Source organism: Escherichia sp. KTE172 (genome assembly GCF_000408845.1).
Classification (GTDB): Bacteria; Pseudomonadota; Gammaproteobacteria; order Enterobacterales; family Enterobacteriaceae; genus Escherichia; species Escherichia coli.
This window is the reverse complement of sequence record NZ_KE137316.1, coordinates 1,958,893-1,975,433: the sequence shown is the minus strand read 5'-3', so window position 1 is coordinate 1,975,433 and position 16,541 is coordinate 1,958,893. Positions and strand designations below refer to the sequence as shown.

At 51.5% G+C, this 16,541-nt stretch carries 15 protein-coding genes; 9 read left to right on the top strand and 6 right to left on the bottom strand.

What is annotated here, in order from left to right; all coding sequences use genetic code 11:
• Positions 1–115: 115 nt before the first annotated feature.
• Positions 116–808 (top strand): amino acid racemase, encoded by a 693-nt coding sequence (gene ygeA / locus G434_RS14375; RefSeq protein ID WP_000848654.1) that lies wholly within the window; start codon positions 116–118, stop codon positions 806–808.
• Here ygeA and lysR read toward each other — a convergent pair.
• Complete coding sequence (gene lysR / locus G434_RS14380) at positions 795–1,730, bottom strand: DNA-binding transcriptional regulator LysR (RefSeq protein WP_000741816.1); 936 nt, start codon at positions 1,728–1,730, stop codon at positions 795–797. The two genes, ygeA and lysR, sit on opposite strands and share 14 nt — an antisense overlap.
• A gap of 121 nt (positions 1,731–1,851) precedes the next feature.
• On the opposite strand from lysR, the gene lysA reads away from it, so the two are divergent.
• The gene (gene lysA, locus G434_RS14385) at positions 1,852–3,114 is read left to right on the top strand and encodes a diaminopimelate decarboxylase (protein ID WP_001120720.1); all 1,263 of its coding nucleotides are present in this window, start codon (positions 1,852–1,854) and stop codon (positions 3,112–3,114) included.
• Between the two features lie 6 nt (positions 3,115–3,120).
• Here lysA and galR read toward each other — a convergent pair whose 3' ends face one another.
• On the bottom strand, positions 3,121–4,152 hold the full coding sequence (galR, locus tag G434_RS14390) for an HTH-type transcriptional regulator GalR (RefSeq protein WP_000201063.1): 1,032 nt from the start codon (positions 4,150–4,152) through the stop codon (positions 3,121–3,123).
• A gap of 585 nt (positions 4,153–4,737) precedes the next feature.
• Between galR and aas the strand changes: the two genes are divergently transcribed.
• Positions 4,738–6,897: a bifunctional acyl-ACP--phospholipid O-acyltransferase/long-chain-fatty-acid--ACP ligase gene (aas, locus tag G434_RS14395; protein WP_000899035.1), complete on the top strand. Its 2,160-nt coding sequence runs from the start codon at positions 4,738–4,740 to the stop codon at positions 6,895–6,897.
• Complete coding sequence (lplT, locus tag G434_RS14400; protein ID WP_000004609.1) at positions 6,890–8,083, top strand: lysophospholipid transporter LplT; 1,194 nt, start codon at positions 6,890–6,892, stop codon at positions 8,081–8,083. The genes aas and lplT overlap by 8 nt, the downstream gene beginning before the upstream one ends.
• A 31-nt stretch (positions 8,084–8,114) precedes the next feature.
• Here the strand turns inward: lplT and G434_RS14405 are convergent, their stop codons facing one another.
• The 4 genes from G434_RS14405 to mutH form a co-directional block, all read right to left on the bottom strand.
• Positions 8,115–9,155, bottom strand: coding sequence for an NADP(H)-dependent aldo-keto reductase (locus tag G434_RS14405; protein WP_001199299.1), 1,041 nt, complete (start codon positions 9,153–9,155; stop codon positions 8,115–8,117).
• Between the two features lie 107 nt (positions 9,156–9,262).
• The gene (ygdR, locus tag G434_RS14410; protein ID WP_000758655.1) at positions 9,263–9,481 is read right to left on the bottom strand and encodes a lipoprotein YgdR; all 219 of its coding nucleotides are present in this window, start codon (positions 9,479–9,481) and stop codon (positions 9,263–9,265) included.
• A 137-nt stretch (positions 9,482–9,618) separates the two neighbouring features.
• Complete coding sequence (locus tag G434_RS14415; protein ID WP_000895624.1) at positions 9,619–10,332, bottom strand: TerC family protein; 714 nt, start codon at positions 10,330–10,332, stop codon at positions 9,619–9,621.
• Between the two features lie 68 nt (positions 10,333–10,400).
• The gene (gene mutH, locus G434_RS14420) at positions 10,401–11,090 is read right to left on the bottom strand and encodes a DNA mismatch repair endonuclease MutH (RefSeq protein WP_000082197.1); all 690 of its coding nucleotides are present in this window, start codon (positions 11,088–11,090) and stop codon (positions 10,401–10,403) included.
• Positions 11,091–11,275: 185 nt separating this feature from the next.
• Between mutH and ygdT the strand changes: the two genes are divergently transcribed.
• The 5 genes from ygdT to thyA all read left to right on the top strand — a co-directional run bounded on the left by ygdT (position 11,276) and on the right by thyA (position 16,391).
• On the top strand, positions 11,276–11,422 hold the full coding sequence (gene ygdT / locus G434_RS30940; protein WP_001305801.1) for a protein YgdT: 147 nt from the start codon (positions 11,276–11,278) through the stop codon (positions 11,420–11,422).
• 352 nt (positions 11,423–11,774) lie between these two features.
• Complete coding sequence (gene rppH, locus G434_RS14425; protein ID WP_000564489.1) at positions 11,775–12,305, top strand: RNA pyrophosphohydrolase; 531 nt, start codon at positions 11,775–11,777, stop codon at positions 12,303–12,305.
• A 12-nt stretch (positions 12,306–12,317) separates the two neighbouring features.
• Positions 12,318–14,564: a phosphoenolpyruvate--protein phosphotransferase gene (ptsP, locus tag G434_RS14430; RefSeq protein ID WP_000957927.1), complete on the top strand. Its 2,247-nt coding sequence runs from the start codon at positions 12,318–12,320 to the stop codon at positions 14,562–14,564.
• 150 nt (positions 14,565–14,714) lie between these two features.
• The gene (gene lgt, locus G434_RS14435; RefSeq protein ID WP_000204658.1) at positions 14,715–15,590 is read left to right on the top strand and encodes a prolipoprotein diacylglyceryl transferase; all 876 of its coding nucleotides are present in this window, start codon (positions 14,715–14,717) and stop codon (positions 15,588–15,590) included.
• A 6-nt stretch (positions 15,591–15,596) separates the two neighbouring features.
• A complete protein-coding gene (thyA, locus tag G434_RS14440) occupies positions 15,597–16,391 on the top strand; it encodes a thymidylate synthase (RefSeq protein WP_000816232.1) in 795 nt (264 codons plus the stop codon).
• The last annotated feature ends 150 nt before the right edge of the window (positions 16,392–16,541 follow it).

The window sequence follows — 16,541 nt, the reverse complement described above, 5'->3', positions numbered from 1 at the left end:
ATGTGCTGTACATCCGGCCCTTTTTTCGTTAATAGAGATTGGGCACCTGGCCGTTGAGGCGTTTGTCTCGTTCCTTATTCAGCCTTGTTGCGGTAACACACATCAGGAGAGAGGAATGAAAACAATTGGTTTGCTGGGAGGAATGAGCTGGGAATCCACCATTCCTTACTATCGTCTGATAAATGAAGGCATTAAACAGCGGCTTGGTGGGCTTCACTCTGCGCAAGTGCTGCTACATAGCGTCGATTTTCATGAAATAGAAGAGTGCCAGCGTCGCGGTGAGTGGGACAAAACCGGGGATATTCTGGCTGAGGCGGCGCTTGGCTTACAGCGGGCGGGCGCAGAAGGTATTGTGTTATGTACCAATACGATGCACAAAGTGGCGGATGCCATTGAGTCTCGTTGCTCTCTGCCTTTCTTACACATAGCGGATGCCACTGGACGTGCAATTACCGGGGCAGGAATGACTCGTGTGGCGCTGCTGGGTACACGTTACACCATGGAACAGGATTTTTATCGCGGGCGGCTGACGGAACAATTTTCCATCAACTGTCTTATTCCTGAAGCGGATGAACGGGCGAAAATTAATCAGATTATTTTTGAAGAACTGTGTCTGGGGCAATTTACCGAAGCGTCACGCGCTTATTATGCGCAAGTGATTGCTCGCCTTGCAGAACAGGGCGCACAGGGCGTCATTTTTGGCTGCACAGAAATTGGTTTACTGGTGCCAGAAGAGCGCAGTGTTTTGCCTGTGTTTGATACCGCGGCGATCCATGCCGAGGATGCTGTCGCTTTTATGCTGTCGTAGCTGACGACAAAATCGCGTCAAGAGAAGTGACCAGTTTCGGTAAACCCGCTTGTAAATGCTCACTAAACGCCTGCACCAGCGCTGATGACGGGCGGTGCAGGGGGCGGATCAGGCTGACGGTGAATGGAACCGCAATGCTGAACCGCCGCACCACTAAACCGCTTGCCGCATAATCCAGTGCGGTGAGTGGGTTAACTACCGAAACGCCTACCCCCGCCCGTACCATTGCGCAGACTGACGCGGCGCTGTGGGTTTCTACGATCATGCGTCGTTTAACCTGATGTTCAGTAAACAATTGATCCAGCAACTGGCGATAGCTGTCAGTACGGGAAAGGCTGATGTAGTTCTCACTGTGAAAATCTTCTGGCGTTAATATCTCTTTTGCCGCCAGCGGATGACCCGGAGGTAACACACACACTTCATCTAAAGAGAGTAATTCGGTACGTTCTGTTCCCGCAGGCGTATGGAGCGTCTCAGTGAGTCCTAAATCATGACGCTGGGCCGAGAGCCACTCTTCAAGTAGCGGTGATTCCTGGGGCACGATATTTAAGCTGACATCGGGATAACGTGCCAGAAAGGGTTGCAGGAGCTGCGGTAAAAAAGATTGCGAAAAGACCGGCAGGCAGGCAATAGACAGTTCTCCCTGGCGAAACTCGCGCAGACTTTCTGCGGCGCTGACAATGCGATCCAGTCCGTACCAGGATCGTTGCACTTCTTCAAACAGACGCAGTCCTTGCACGGTAGGATGCAATCGTCCACGTACGCGCTCAAACAATTTCAGCCCGATCACCTTCTCAAAGCGCGCCAGTTCGCGGCTGACAGTTGGCTGTGAGGTGTGTAGCAGGTGTGCCGCCTCAGTCAGGCTTCCGGCGGTCATTACCGCATGAAAAATTTCAATATGACGTAAGTTAACGGCGGCCATTAGCGCTCTCTCGCAATCCGGTAATCCATATCATTTTTGCATAGACTCAACATAAATCGATATTTTTTATTCTTTTTATGATGTGGCGTAATCATAAAAAAGCACTTATCTGGAGTTTGTTATGCCACATTCACTGTTCAGCACTGATACCGATCTCACCGCCGAAAATCTGCTGCGTTTGCCCGCAGAATTTGGCTGCCCGGTGTGGGTCTACGATGCGCAAATTATTCGTCGGCAGATTGCAGCGCTGAAACAGTTTGATGTGGTGCGCTTCGCACAGAAAGCCTGTTCCAATATTCATATTTTGCGCTTAATGCGTGAGCAGGGCGTGAAAGTGGATTCCGTCTCGTTAGGCGAAATAGAGCGTGCGTTGGCGGCGGGTTACAATCCGCAAACGCACCCCGATGATATTGTTTTTACGGCAGATGTTATCGATCAGGCGACGCTTGAACGCGTCAGTGAATTGCAAATTCCGGTGAATGCGGGTTCTGTTGATATGCTCGACCAACTGGGTCAGGTTTCGCCAGGGCATCGGGTATGGCTGCGTGTTAATCCGGGGTTTGGTCACGGGCATAGCCAAAAAACCAATACTGGTGGCGAAAACAGCAAGCACGGTATCTGGTACACCGATCTGCCCGCCGCACTGGACGTGATACAACGTCATCATCTACAGCTGGTCGGCATTCACATGCACATTGGTTCTGGCGTTGATTATGCCCATCTGGAACAGGTATGTGGTGCTATGGTGCGTCAGGTCCTCGAATTCGGTCAGGATTTACAGGCTATTTCTGCAGGCGGTGGGCTTTCTATTCCTTATCAACAGGGTGAAGAGGCGGTTGATACCGAACATTATTATGGTCTGTGGAATGCCGCGCGTGAGCAAATCGCCCGCCATTTGGGCCATCCTGTGAAACTGGAAATTGAACCGGGTCGCTTTCTGGTAGCGCAGGCTGGCGTATTAATTACTCAAGTGCGGAGCGTCAAACAAATGGGTAGCCGCCACTTTGTGCTGGTTGATGCCGGGTTCAACGATCTGATGCGCCCGGCAATGTACGGTAGTTACCACCATATCAGTGCCCTGGCAGCTGATGGTCGTTCTCTGGAACACGCACCAACGGTGGAAACCGTCGTCGCCGGGCCATTATGTGAATCGGGCGATGTCTTTACCCAGCAGGAAGGGGGAAATGTTGAAACCCGCGCCTTGCCGGAAGTGAAGGCAGGGGATTATCTGGTACTGCATGATACGGGGGCATATGGCGCGTCAATGTCATCCAACTACAATAGCCGTCCGCTGTTACCAGAAGTTCTGTTTGATAATGGTCAGGCGCGGTTGATTCGCCGTCGCCAGACCATCGAAGAATTACTGGCGCTGGAATTGCTTTAACTGCGGTTAGTCGCTGGTTGCATGATGACTTGCCTCCAGCGACGGAGTTGACACTGAATGACGACGTACCAGCGTCGGACTAAAGACATTAGTGATTTCCGGGAGAGGGCGATTATCCGCCAGCGCCAAAGCCAGTTCGGCAGCCTGGGTCGCCATCGTCACGATTGGGTAACGCACGGTGGTCAGACGCGGGCGCACATAGCGTGACACCAGCACATCATCAAAGCCAATTAACGAAATCTCACCCGGTACATCAATACCATTATCATTGAGAACGCCCATCGCACCCGCCGCCATTGAATCGTTATAACAGGCTACCGCAGTGAAATTCCTTCCTCGTCCCAAAAGCTCGGTCATTGCCTGTTCGCCGCCGCTTTCGTCTGGTTCGCCAAATGTCACCAGCCGGTCATTGGCCGCAATACCACTTTCAGCAAGGGCATCGTAATACCCTTGCAGACGATCTTCGGCGTCAGAAATAGAGTGGTTAGAGCACAGATAACCAATGCGGGTATGACCTTGCTGAATTAAATGACGCGTTGCCAGCCAGGCACCGTAACGATCGTCCAGAGCAATACAACGGTTTTCAAAGCCAGGCAGGATACGGTTGATCAGCACCATACCGGGCATTTGTTTCATTAATGAGGCTAAATCGGCATCCGGGATCATTTTGGCATGGACAACCAGCGCAGCACAGCGATGGCGGATCAGTTGCTCAATGGCCTGACGCTCTTTTTGTTCGTTGTGGTAACCGTTGCCAATCAATAAAAAATTACCAGTGTGATAAGCCACCTGTTCGACCGCTTTCACCATTGCACCGAAAAACGGATCGGAAACATCACCAACGACCAGACCGACCGTTTCAGTGGTCTGCTGCGCCAGCGCACGGGCGTTGGCGTTCGGGTGATAGCTAAGAGACTCCATTGCGCTATGCACAGCCAGCCGGGAAGCTTCGCTGGCTTTGGGTGAATTATTAATGACGCGGGAAACGGTGGCGACTGAAACGCCTGCCAGTCGGGCTACATCCTTTATGGTCGCCATGAAAATACCTTAGTGGGTAAACGCTTACATTGTTTCAGTGTTACGGAAAACGCCCGTTGGTTCAAGGGGCGGCGTGTTTTCATCGTGGGAATGTGAGCCAAACGCAAATAAGTAAGACAAAAAAAGAGATTGCAAACCTTTGGTTACACTTTGCGAAACGCTGTTGCGATTGACCGCTGGTGGCGTTTGGCTTCAGGTTGCTAAAGTGGTGATCCCAGAGGTATTGATAGGTGAAGTCAACTTCGGGTTGAGCACATGAATTACACCAGCCTGCGCAGATGCGCAGGTTTTTTTTTGCCGGTCATCAATCTGTAACAGTAACCGACAATTTACACACCTCGTTGCATTTCCCTTCATTCCTTTGCGTTTTCTCACTGGCGAAGAGTCGTCGTGCAGACCACAATCAAGATCCCAGAGGTATTGATTGGTGAGATTATTCGGTACGCTCTTCGTACCCTGTCTCTTGCACCAACCTGCGCGGATGCGCAGGTTTTTTTTCGCACCTAATTTACTGTCGCTCGCGTTCTTTATCTCGTGTAATCTCCCTCCATTCGCTTTTACTGAATCAGAGCAAAGGGAGTTGGAATGCTTTTTAGCTTTTTTCGAAATTTGTGCCGTGTTTTGTATCGCGTTCGCGTTACGGGTGACACCCAGGCACTGAAGGGCGAGCGCGTTCTAATCACGCCTAATCACGTCTCTTTTATTGATGGCATACTGCTGGCATTGTTTTTACCCGTACGTCCGGTATTTGCCGTTTACACCTCAATAAGCCAACAGTGGTATATGCGTTGGCTGAAATCATTTATCGACTTTGTTCCTCTCGACCCGACGCAACCTATGGCGATTAAACATCTGGTACGTCTGGTGGAACAGGGCCGACCAGTGGTGATTTTCCCTGAAGGACGAATCACCACCACAGGCTCGCTGATGAAAATCTACGATGGTGCGGGTTTTGTCGCGGCGAAGTCTGGTGCAACGGTTATTCCTGTGCGTATTGAAGGGGCGGAACTTACGCACTTCAGCCGCCTGAAAGGTCTGGTTAAACGTCGCTTGTTCCCGCAAATTACTCTGCATATTTTGCCACCAACGCAGGTGGAGATGCCGGATGCGCCGCGTGCCCGTGACCGTCGCAAAATCGCTGGCGAAATGCTGCATCAAATAATGATGGAAGCGCGTATGGCGGTGCGCCCGCGTGAAACGCTGTACGAATCTTTACTGAGCGCAATGTACCGCTTCGGAGCCGGGAAGAAATGTGTTGAAGACGTCAACTTTACCCCAGACTCCTATCGCAAATTGCTTACTAAAACGCTGTTTGTTGGACGCATCCTTGAAAAATACAGTATTGAAGGCGAACGCATCGGCTTAATGCTGCCCAATGCAGGCATCAGTGCGGCAGTGATTTTTGGGGCCATCGCCCGTCGTCGCATTCCTGCAATGATGAACTACACCGCTGGGGTAAAAGGGCTGACCAGCGCCATTACGGCAGCTGAAATCAAAACCATCTTCACTTCCCGCCAGTTTCTCGATAAAGGCAAACTCTGGCATCTGCCGGAGCAACTTACTCAGGTGCGCTGGGTCTATCTGGAAGATTTAAAAGCAGATGTCACCACTGCCGACAAAGTGTGGATCTTCTCTCATTTGCTGATGCCGCGTCTGGCACAGGTAAAACAGCAGCCGGAAGAAGAGGCGCTGATCCTTTTTACCTCCGGTTCTGAAGGCCATCCGAAAGGCGTCGTCCATAGCCATAAAAGCATTCTGGCGAATGTCGAGCAGATTAAAACGATTGCCGACTTCACCACCAACGATCGCTTTATGTCGGCGTTACCGCTGTTTCACTCCTTTGGGCTGACGGTAGGCCTGTTTACGCCACTGCTCACAGGTGCAGAAGTGTTCCTTTATCCAAGCCCGCTGCATTACCGCATTGTGCCGGAGTTGGTGTATGACCGCAGTTGCACCGTGTTGTTCGGTACCTCGACTTTCCTCGGTCACTACGCGCGTTTCGCCAACCCGTATGACTTCTATCGTCTACGCTATGTGGTGGCAGGCGCAGAAAAACTACAAGAAAGTACCAAACAGCTTTGGCAGGATAAATTTGGCCTGCGCATCCTTGAAGGCTACGGTGTGACCGAGTGCGCGCCTGTCGTTTCTATCAACGTACCGATGGCGGCGAAACCCGGTACGGTAGGGCGTATTCTACCAGGTATGGACGCGCGCCTGTTGTCGGTTCCTGGTATCGAAGAGGGCGGACGCCTGCAACTGAAAGGGCCGAACATAATGAACGGCTATCTGCGGGTGGAGAAGCCAGGTGTACTGGAAGTGCCCACCGCCGAGAATGTTCGCGGCGAAATGGAGCGCGGCTGGTATGATACTGGCGATATTGTGCGTTTTGACGAGCAGGGCTTTGTGCAGATTCAGGGCCGCGCAAAACGCTTTGCCAAAATTGCAGGCGAAATGGTGTCGCTGGAAATGGTGGAACAACTGGCACTTGGTGTTTCGCCAGATAAAGTCCATGCCACTGCGATTAAGAGCGATGCCAGCAAAGGCGAGGCACTGGTGCTTTTCACCACAGATAACGAACTGACGCGCGATAAGTTACAACAGTATGCCCGCGAGCACGGCGTGCCGGAGCTTGCTGTACCGCGCGATATTCGCTATCTGAAACAGATGCCATTACTTGGAAGCGGCAAACCTGACTTTGTCACGTTGAAAAGCTGGGTAGACGAAGCGGAACAACACGATGAGTGAGTCAGTGCACACTAACACTTCGTTGTGGTCGAAGGGGATGAAAGCGGTTATCGTGGCGCAGTTTCTCTCTGCGTTTGGCGATAATGCGCTGCTGTTTGCCACTCTGGCGTTACTGAAAGCGCAGTTCTATCCGGAGTGGAGCCAGCCCATCCTGCAAATGGTGTTTGTAGGTGCTTACATTCTTTTTGCGCCGTTTGTCGGACAGGTGGCGGATAGCTTCGCCAAAGGCCGAGTGATGATGTTTGCCAACGGCCTGAAGCTGCTGGGCGCAGCCAGTATCTGCTTTGGTATCAATCCGTTTCTCGGCTATACGCTGGTGGGTGTTGGTGCTGCAGCCTATTCACCGGCGAAATACGGTATTCTCGGCGAATTAACCACGGGTAGTAAGTTAGTGAAAGCTAACGGTTTAATGGAAGCTTCTACCATAGCGGCGATTTTGCTCGGTTCCGTAGCCGGTGGTGTGCTGGCTGACTGGCATGTCCTGGTCGCCCTGGCCGCATGCGCACTGGCCTACGGTGGTGCGGTCGTTGCCAATATCTACATTCCCAAACTGGCGGCGGCGCGTCCGGGGCAGTCCTGGAATCTCATCAACATGACCCGCAGTTTCCTGAATGCCTGCACCTCGCTATGGCGCAATGGTGAAACGCGTTTTTCGCTGGTGGGCACCAGTTTATTCTGGGGAGCAGGTGTCACGCTGCGTTTCCTGTTGGTGCTGTGGGTACCGGTGGCGCTGGGCATTACCGATAACGCTACGCCGACCTATCTCAACGCGATGGTAGCGATTGGTATCGTGGTTGGCGCAGGTGCGGCAGCGAAGCTGGTTACGCTGGAAACCGTATCACGCTGTATGCCAGCCGGGATTTTGATTGGCGTGGTGGTACTGATTTTCTCCCTGCAACATGAGCTGCTGCCAGCCTATGCCTTGTTGATGCTGATTGGCGTGCTGGGGGGCTTTTTTGTCGTTCCGCTCAATGCGTTGCTACAGGAGCGGGGTAAAAAAAGCGTCGGGGCGGGGAATGCGATTGCAGTACAAAACCTTGGCGAAAACAGCGCTATGTTGTTGATGCTGGGCATTTACTCGCTGGCGGTAATGGTAGGCATCCCGGTCGTGCCCATTGGCATTGGCTTCGGTGCGCTGTTTGCGCTGGCAATAGCGGCGCTGTGGATCTGGCAGCGCCGTCATTAATATTTAACGCCGGTTTTAACCGGCGTTAATCTTATGGTGCCGGATAAGTATAAACCTGATGTACCGCTTCAATTTCAGCTAATACGTCTTCGCTTAACTCCAGATGCAAACTTTCGACGTTAGTTTTCAGCTGCTCCATCGTGGTTGCGCCCAGCAGAGTGCTGGCAACAAACGGTTGACGGCGTACAAAAGCGAGCGCCATCTGAGCAGGATCCAGGCCATGACGTCTGGCGATATCAACATACGCCGCGACGGCTTTTTGCGTTTGCTCACCGCTATAGCGGGTGAAGCGACTAAAGAGCGTATTACGTGCGCCAGCGGGTTTTGCACCATTGAGATATTTCCCGGTCAGTGTGCCGAAACCCAGGCACGAATAGGCCAGCAGTTCGACCCCTTCATACTGGCTGACTTCTGCCAGACCTACTTCAAAACTGCGGTTTAACAGGCTGTAGGGGTTCTGAATGGTGACAATACGCGGCAGATCGTGTTTGTCCGCCAGATGCAGGTAGCGCATTACGCCAAATGCAGTTTCGTTCGACACGCCGATATAACGAATTTTTCCCGCGCGTTGGTACTCTGCCAGTGCGTCCAGCGTATCCAGCAGCGAAACCGCAGGCGCAGAATCCGTCCAGCTATAACCGAGTTTGCCGAAGCAGTTGGTTGGGCGCTGCGGCCAGTGCACCTGATAGAGATCGAGGTAATCAGTCTGCAGACGCTTGAGGCTGTCATGCAGCGCTTCGCGGATATTCTTCCGATCCAGCGCCTGATCCGGGCGGATGCCCTTGTCATTATTGCGCGACGGTCCGCTCACTTTGGAGGCGATAATTAACTTTTCGCGGCTGCCATGTTTCGCCAGCCAGTTGCCGACGTAGGTTTCAGTCAACCCTTGCGTTTCGGGGCGCGGAGGTACTGGGTACATTTCGGCAACGTCGATAAGGTTAATGCCCTGAGCGACGGCATAGTCGAGTTGTGCGTGGGCGTCGGCTTCGCTGTTCTGTTCACCAAACGTCATCGTGCCAAGCCCCAGCGTGCTGACTTCCAGCGAACTGTGGGGTATACGGTGATATTGCATAGCCGTTTCCTTTTTATAATCACGACATAAGGAATATAAAAATGGCAGAGGGAAGGGAAAAGGGAAAGAGAAAAATCTTAAGGCCAGCCGGATGCTGACCTTATTAGTTAACGTTCAATAATTTGCGAAACATCATCACGGTTAATTTGCATCGCGTTACCTTGCTGATCGTGATAACTCACCAGCCCGGTATCATCATCAATTTCAGGTTTTCCATCGGTCAAAATCATACGGCCATCTTTGGTCGCCATGACGTAATCACTGGAACACCCGGAAACAGCAAACGCCAGTCCGACTGCAGAAATTATTACTGCCCATTTTTTCATCCGGTTATCCTCATTTGGCCCACCTATGATAATAGTCTGTTTATAAACCGACGTTATATATCTTGAAAGCAGGAAAATCTTAAACTGTGAGGGGAACAGGAGTGAGTACGCCCTCCCGCAGGAGAGCGTACGGAGTATCAGAGCGGGTTCTTTTTGTTGCGAATAAGGTTGAGGCTTTCAACCGCAATAGAGAAGAACATCGCGAAGTAGATGTAACCTTTCGGTACGTGGATGTCGAAACTTTCCAGAATCAGGGTAAAGCCCACCAGAATCAGGAAAGAGAGCGCCAGCATTTTTACCGAAGGATGGCGCTCGACAAAATCACCAATCGAACGCGCAGCGAACATCATCACGCCTACGGCAATTACCACGGCTGCCATCATAATAAACAGGTGATCTGACAGACCCACAGCGGTAATCACTGAATCGAGGCTGAAGATAATATCCAGCAGCATAATCTGTACGATAGCGCCGAGGAATGATGAAACGCGTGTTTTCAGCCCTTCTTCTTCACCTTCGATGGATTCGTGGATTTCCTTGCTGGCTTTCCAGATAAGGAACAAGCCACCCAGAAGCAGAATCAAATCACGGGCGGAAATTTCCTGACTGAATATTGTAAAAAGCGGATTCGTCAGGCGCGTAACCCAGGCGATGGATGCCAGCAGCGCCAGACGCATAACCATGGCTCCCGCCAACCCCAGACGGCGCGCATGAGCACGTTGTGCTGTGGGAAGCTTTGCCACCACCAGAGAAAGGAAAATAATATTGTCGATCCCAAGAACGATCTCCAGCAGCGTCAGCGTACCGAGCGCAAGCCAGGCGTTAGGATCGGTTATCCATGCAAATAACATCTAAAAAGCCCTGCCAAAAAAATGAAGCGGTAATTATATGCCCGGAAAGCGGCAGGTCAAAGCGATGGCTACTGGATCAGAAAATGACGGGCCAGTAGTGCACTGGTGAAATTCTTCTTCAAATAAAAGCCGCGTGGCAGCGTCAGAATCCGTTCGCCCCGGGCACCAATGGCTTCGGTAAGTGCTTTCGCATTCGCTGCTTTCGGTCGTATCTGTAAATATTCCCCGTGACGAGCGGTAATCCGCTCAACCTGACCGAGAACAATCATATCCATTAATTCTTCCCAGTCTTCGCGTAGCTGTCGGTCTTCCTCTTCATTCGGGCTCCACAGTAACGGTGATCCTACGCGACGCTGCGCCAGCGGGATGCTGCGCTCGCCTTCAACCGGTATCCACAGTACGCGTTTGAGCTTGTGGCGTACGTGGCTGGTTTCCCAGGTCACCCCGCTATTACCCGTTAACGGGGCAACACAAACGAATGTTGTTTCCAGCGGACGACCAAGACTATCCACAGGGATAGTTTTAAGTTCCACGCCCAGGCCAGCAAAATCTTGCTCAGGTTTACTTCCTGCGCTGGCACCTAGCCAGATCTCCAGTAACACGCCAATCCAGCCCTTATCGCGTTTTAAATTCTCTGGTGTAACCAGCCCGGCAAGTGCCGCCAGTTCTCCCAATGTATAACCAGAAAGTTGCTGTGCTTGCGCTAACAACTGTTCTTCAGTTTCGGGAGGAGAGAGCAGTGGGCGAGGTTGGGACATGTCACGATACCTTGGTTAAAAAACAAACAGCAATTATGTGCCGAATATTCGCAGTGTAACTTTTTCCACATGCGTTGTTCAATTCTCTGATTTATATTGCTTTTTAGGCTTCCTGTAATCGAGTTGCGCAACACTGCAATGGGTTTTCCAAATCTGGTCACTGAAAATAAACAGGATCTTACACCATGTTATCCACAGAAAGCTGGGATAACTGTGAAAAACCTCCACTACTGTTTCCATTTACAGCCTTGACGTGCGACGAAACTCCAGTTTTTAGTGGTTCAGTGCTTAACTTAGTGGCACATTCTGTGGATAAATACCGCATTGGTTGATCTTTCGCCAACCCGTAAGTGAGAGGTGTGACCTGGGTCACGAATTACTCTTTTTTATTACTAAAATTACATGTAATGCATTGACTGATAATGAATATTTTAAAATGTCTATATCGGGCTTATTCAGAATGCTCCGGGTTTTCCCGTAGTAATTCCGTAGTTCTTCACAACTCTATCCACAGAAAAGGTGAATAAAAACGGCTATCCACCCCTTCCTCTGTTTATAACTCTGCACATAACTGTGAGTTATTCAATTGTTATTAGTGTGTAATGCCCTGCAGAGAGTGGTTTACCGTCTTCCTGGAGTATGAAACAATCATTCGTATATAAAGCTTTATTTTGAGGTAGTCCGGTGATTGATGACGATGGCTACCGCCCAAACGTAGGTATCGTGATTTGTAATCGCCAGGGGCAGGTAATGTGGGCCCGGCGATTTGGTCAGCACTCCTGGCAATTTCCGCAAGGCGGAATCAACCCCGGAGAATCCGCAGAGCAGGCGATGTACCGTGAATTGTTTGAAGAAGTAGGATTAAGCCGCAAAGACGTTCGAATCCTTGCTTCAACGCGTAACTGGTTGCGCTACAAATTACCGAAACGTTTGGTGCGTTGGGACACGAAGCCGGTTTGTATCGGCCAAAAACAAAAATGGTTTCTCTTGCAGCTGGTGAGCGGCGATGCAGAAATCAATATGCAAACCAGCAGTACACCAGAGTTTGACGGCTGGCGATGGGTAAGTTACTGGTATCCGGTCAGACAGGTGGTGTCATTTAAACGTGATGTCTACCGTAGGGTAATGAAAGAGTTCGCGAGTGTGGTGATGTCACTGCAGGAAAATACGCCAAAACCACAAAACGCATCTGCTTATCGACGTAAAAGAGGTTAAGTCACGCCAATTATGCTCACTCGCCTGCGCGAAATAGTCGAAAAGGTAGCCAGCGCACCACGCCTGAATGAGGCGTTAAATATTCTGGTTACCGACATCTGTCTTGCGATGGATACCGAGGTCTGTTCGGTTTACCTTGCCGATCATGATCGACGTTGTTACTACCTGATGGCGACCCGGGGGCTGAAAAAACCACGCGGTCGCACTGTAACGCTCGCGTTTGATGAAGGGATCGTCGGCCTGGTTGGCAGGCTGGCGGAACCGATAAACCTTGCAGATGCGCAAAAGCACCCCAGCTTCAAATACATCCCCTCCGTAAAAGAAGAACGTTTCCGCGCGTTTTTAGGCGTACCAATTATTCAACGTCGCCAGTTGCTTGGTGTACTGGTGGTACAGCAACGAGAGTTGCGCCAGTATGACGAAAGTGAAGAATCCTTCCTGGTGACGCTTGCCACCCAGATGGCAGCTATTCTTTCTCAGTCGCAGTTGACTGCCTTGTTTGGGCAATATCGCCAGACGCGAATCCGTGCATTACCGGCAGCACCTGGTGTGGCGATTGCCGAAGGTTGGCAGGATGCCACGTTACCTTTAATGGAACAGGTGTATCAGGCATCAACGCTGGATCCGGCTCTGGAACGCGAACGACTGACCGGGGCGCTGGAAGGAGCGGCAAACGAGTTTCGCCGCTACAGCAAACGCTTTGCCGCCGGTGCACAAAAAGAAACGGCGGCTATTTTCGATCTTTACTCGCACCTGCTTTCGGACACCCGGCTGCGTCGCGAATTGTTTGCCGAGGTTGATAAAGGCTCGGTGGCAGAGTGGGCGGTAAAAACGGTCATTGAAAAATTTGCCGAACAGTTTGCCGCGCTAAGCGATAACTATCTCAAAGAGCGGGCTGGCGATTTACGTGCGCTGGGTCAGCGATTGCTGTTTCATCTTGATGACGCTAATCAAGGGCCGAATGCCTGGCCGGAACGTTTCATTCTGGTGGCAGATGAACTGTCAGCGACAACGCTTGCTGAGCTGCCCCAGGATCGCTTAGTCGGTGTTGTCGTGCGAGATGGCGCAGCCAACTCCCATGCTGCGATCATGGTACGTGCGCTGGGGATCCCTACCGTGATGGGCGCGGATATTCAGCCTTCGGTGCTGCATCGTAGGACGCTGATCGTTGATGGCTATCGCGGTGAATTGCTGGTCGATCCGGAGCCGGTACTGCTGCAAGAATATCAGCGGCTAATTAGTGAAGAGATTGAGCTTAGCCGTCTGGCGGAAGATGACGTCAATTTACCCGCCCAGTTAAAAAGCGGTGAGCGTATAAAAGTCATGCTCAATGCTGGTTTAAGCCCGGAACATGAAGAAAAACTGGGCAGCCGTATTGATGGCATCGGTCTTTATCGCACTGAAATCCCATTCATGCTGCAAAGTGGTTTTCCGTCGGAAGAAGAACAGGTGGCGCAGTATCAGGGGATGCTGCAAATGTTCAATGATAAACCCGTCACCTTGCGTACGCTGGATGTCGGAGCAGATAAGCAGCTGCCTTACATGCCGATCAGCGAAGAGAATCCATGCCTGGGTTGGCGTGGGATTCGCATTACGCTCGATCAGCCGGAGATCTTCTTGATCCAGGTGCGGGCGATGCTGCGTGCTAATGCCGCTACGGGCAACCTGAATATTCTGTTGCCGATGGTCACCAGCCTCGATGAAGTTGACGAAGCACGCCGCCTGATTGAACGTGCCGGACGTGAAGTCGAGGAGATGATCGGTTACGAAATTCCCAAACCACGTATCGGCATCATGCTTGAAGTGCCGTCAATGGTATTTATGCTGCCGCATCTGGCAAAGCGGGTCGATTTTATCTCTGTTGGCACCAACGATCTGACTCAATACATCCTGGCCGTTGATCGCAACAATACCCGGGTGGCGAACATTTATGACAGTCTTCATCCTGCAATGTTACGAGCTCTGGCGATGATCGCTCGGGAAGCGGAAATACATGGTATCGATCTCCGTTTGTGCGGTGAAATGGCGGGCGATCCCATGTGCGTGGCAATCCTCATTGGGCTTGGGTATCGTCATCTGTCTATGAACGGACGTTCTGTAGCGCGCGTAAAATACCTGCTGCGGCGCATTGATTATGCCGAAGCAGAAAATCTTGCGCAGCGTAGTCTGGAAGCGCAACTGGCGACCGAAGTTCGCCATCAGGTTGCAGCCTTTATGGAGCGTCGCGGCATGGGCGGGTTGATTCGCGGAGGGTTATAGCGCGGATCATATACATATCTTTTAACGGTATCCGGCAACCAGCCAGGTCCCCTTGTGCTATTATTCGCACCTTTGGAGCGCCTGAAACCTGCGGCGCGCATTTCAATCGCTGTTCTCTTTCAGCGAAATAACAAGAACTTGTGGTGACAGATGACCAGTAGCTATCTGCATTTTCCGGAGTTTGATCCGGTCATTTTCTCAATAGGACCCGTAGCGCTTCACTGGTACGGCCTGATGTATCTGGTGGGTTTCATTTTTGCAATGTGGCTGGCAACACGTCGGGCGAATCGTCCGGGCAGCGGCTGGACCAAAAATGAAGTTGAAAACTTACTCTATGCGGGCTTCCTCGGCGTCTTCCTCGGTGGACGTATTGGTTATGTTCTGTTCTACAACTTCCCGCAGTTTATGGCCGATCCGCTGTATCTGTTCCGTGTCTGGGACGGCGGCATGTCCTTCCACGGCGGCCTGATTGGCGTTATCGTGGTGATGATTATCTTCGCCCGCCGTACTAAACGTTCCTTCTTCCAGGTCTCTGATTTTATCGCACCACTCATTCCGTTTGGTCTTGGTGCCGGGCGTCTGGGCAACTTTATTAACGGTGAATTGTGGGGCCGCGTTGACCCGAACTTCCCGTTTGCCATGCTGTTCCCTGGCTCCCGTACAGAAGATATTTTGCTGCTGCAAACCAACCCGCAGTGGCAATCCATTTTCGATACTTACGGTGTGCTGCCGCGCCACCCATCACAGCTTTACGAGCTGTTGCTGGAAGGTGTAGTGCTGTTTATTATCCTCAACCTGTATATTCGTAAACCGCGCCCAATGGGAGCTGTCTCAGGTTTGTTCCTGATTGGTTACGGCGCGTTTCGCATCATTGTTGAGTTTTTCCGCCAGCCCGACGCGCAGTTTACTGGTGCCTGGGTGCAGTACATCAGCATGGGACAAATTCTTTCCATCCCGATGATTGTCGCGGGTGTGATCATGATGGTCTGGGCATATCGTCGCAGCCCACAGCAACACGTTTCCTGAGGAACCATGAAACAGTATTTAGAACTGATGCAAAAAGTGCTCGACGAAGGCACACAGAAAAACGACCGTACCGGAACCGGAACGCTTTCCATTTTTGGTCATCAGATGCGTTTTAACCTGCAGGATGGATTCCCGCTGGTGACAACCAAACGTTGCCACCTGCGTTCCATCATCCACGAACTGCTGTGGTTCCTGCAGGGCGATACTAACATTGCTTATCTACACGAAAACAATGTCACCATCTGGGACGAATGGGCCGATGAAAATGGCGACCTCGGGCCAGTGTATGGTAAACAGTGGCGCGCCTGGCCAACGCCAGATGGTCGTCATATTGACCAGATTACTACGGTATTGAACCAGCTGAAAAACGACCCGGATTCCCGCCGCATTATTGTTTCAGCGTGGAACGTAGGCGAACTGGATAAAATGGCGCTGGCACCGTGCCATGCATTCTTCCAGTTCTATGTGGCAGACGGCAAACTCTCTTGCCAGCTTTATCAGCGCTCCTGTGACGTTTTCCTCGGGCTGCCGTTCAACATTGCCAGCTACGCGTTACTGGTGCATATGATGGCGCAGCAGTGCGATCTGGAAGTGGGTGATTTTGTCTGGACCGGTGGCGACACGCACCTGTACAGCAACCATATGGATCAAACTCATCTGCAATTAAGCCGCGAACCGCGTCCGCTGCCGAAGTTGATTATCAAACGTAAACCCGAATCCATCTTCGACTACCGTTTCGAAGACTTTGAGATTGAAGGATACGATCCACATCCGGGCATTAAAGCGCCGGTGGCTATCTAATTACGAAACATCCTGCCAGAGCCGACGCCAGTGTGCGTCGGTTTTTTTTACCCTCCGTTAAATTCTTCGAGACGCCTTCCCGAAATTTTGCAACGTCCTGCAACGGCGTAAATAGTCCGGAAGATGCGCCGAAGAAATAGAAACTGGCCC